At 54.6% G+C, this 1,843-nt stretch carries 2 rRNA genes; both read right to left on the bottom strand.

Features of this window, described 5'->3' with window-relative positions:
* Window positions 1-1,288 (bottom strand): 23S ribosomal RNA (locus ABLE92_RS26055); the annotation flags it as partial.
* Window positions 1,289-1,754: 466 nt separating this feature from the next.
* Window positions 1,755-1,843: ribosomal RNA gene (locus tag ABLE92_RS26050) — 16S ribosomal RNA — on the bottom strand; the annotation flags it as partial.

The raw sequence follows: 1,843 nt of genomic DNA, 5'->3' as shown, positions 1-1,843 counted from the left end.
GATGTTGATGGTGGAGTGCCGCGGCTTCGGCGGTGTACTTGAGCCCCGCTACATTGTCGGCGCAGGATCACTTGACCAGTGAGCTATTACGCACTCTTTCAAGGGTGGCTGCTTCTAAGCCAACCTCCTGGTTGTCTTCGCGACCCCACATCCTTTTCCACTTAGTACACGCTTAGGGGCCTTAGCCGGCGATCTGGGCTGTTTCCCTCTCGACTACGAACCTTATCGCCCGCAGTCTCACTGCAGTGCTCTCACTTACCGGCATTCGGAGTTTGGCTGACGTCAGTAACCTAGTAGGGCCCATCGGCCATCCAGTAGCTCTACCTCCGGCAAGAAACACACCACGCTGCACCTAAATGCATTTCGGGGAGAACCAGCTATCACGAAGTTTGATTGGCCTTTCACCCCTACCCACAACTCATCCCCTCCATTTTCAACTGAAGTGGGTTCGGGCCTCCACGCGGTCTTACCCGCGCTTCACCCTGGCCATGGGTAGATCACTTCGCTTCGGGTCTAGACCCGGCGACTCTTTCGCCCTATTCAGACTCGCTTTCGCTACGGCTACCCCACACGGGTTAACCTCGCCACCGAGCACTAACTCGCAGGCTCATTCTTCAAAAGGCACGCCATCACCCACAGTCCACTAAAGAACTCGCAGGCTTTGACGGATTGTCAGCGTCCGGTTTCAGGTACTATTTCACTCCCCTCCCGGGGTACTTTTCACCTTTCCCTCACGGTACTCGTCCGCTATCGGTCACCAGGAAGTATTCAGGCTTACCGGGTGGTCCCGGCAGATTCACAGCAGATTCCACGAGCCCGCTGCTACTTGGGAAAATCCTTCACGCAAGACCATGTGCTTTCAGCTACCGGACTCTCACCGACTACGGCAGACCATTCCAGGCCACTTCACCTAACACACGATTTTCTCACTCACGCTCTCTCAGGTAGAAGAGAGAAGAAGAACCCCACAACCCCACACACACAACCCCTACCCGGTCACACATGCGCATGGTTTAGCCATCCTCCGCTTTCGCTCGCCACTACTCACGGAATCACAATTGTTTTCTCTTCCTATGGGTACTGAGATGTTTCACTTCCCCACGTTCCCCCCACACAGCCTATACATTCAGCTGGTGGTAACACGACATCACTCGTGCTGGGTTTCCCCATTCGGACACCCTCGGATCACAGCTCGTTTGACAACTCCCCGAGGACTATCGCGGCCTACCACGTCCTTCATCGGCTCCTGGTACCAAGGCATCCACCGAACGCCCTAAACACTTACAACAACACTCACACCCACACAGAACCACCACACCCCACAAGGGCCGGCACCTCTGCACCAATGTGACCATCATCAAAGAGACAAAAATCTTCAAAAACAAAAACTCGAACAAAACACGCACAACCTGAAACAAATCAGAATCATGTATGCATTGCAAAAATAAAGATGCTCGCATCCACTATGCACTTCTCAAACAACACACACCCACAACCAACCCCACCTCCACACCCCACCACAGGATGCATCACCGATGAACTCGCATTGTGAGCCCACAAGGAAACGTGTGTTCCCTCAGAACCCCGACAGTGTATTGATGGCACGTCGGCCTCACGACCAACGACAACCCGGCACCCCAGACAGACGCCCAGGACCAGACTTGTTTGATGTTTCACCCTCGAGCTCCCCGTGCAGCACACTCGGCCACAAACGGGACTCCACACAACCAACGTTGTGTGTATCTGCTCCTTAGAAAGGAGGTGATCCAGCCGCACCTTCCGGTACGGCTACCTTGTTACGACTTCGTCCCAATCGCCGATCCCACCTTCGACGGCTCCCTCC

Origin of the sequence: Gordonia oleivorans (assembly GCF_040044975.1) — a bacterium.
Classification (GTDB): Bacteria; Actinomycetota; Actinomycetes; order Mycobacteriales; family Mycobacteriaceae; genus Gordonia; species Gordonia oleivorans.
The sequence above is the reverse complement of the archived record's forward strand: the minus strand, read 5'-3'. Positions and strand labels throughout refer to the sequence as shown.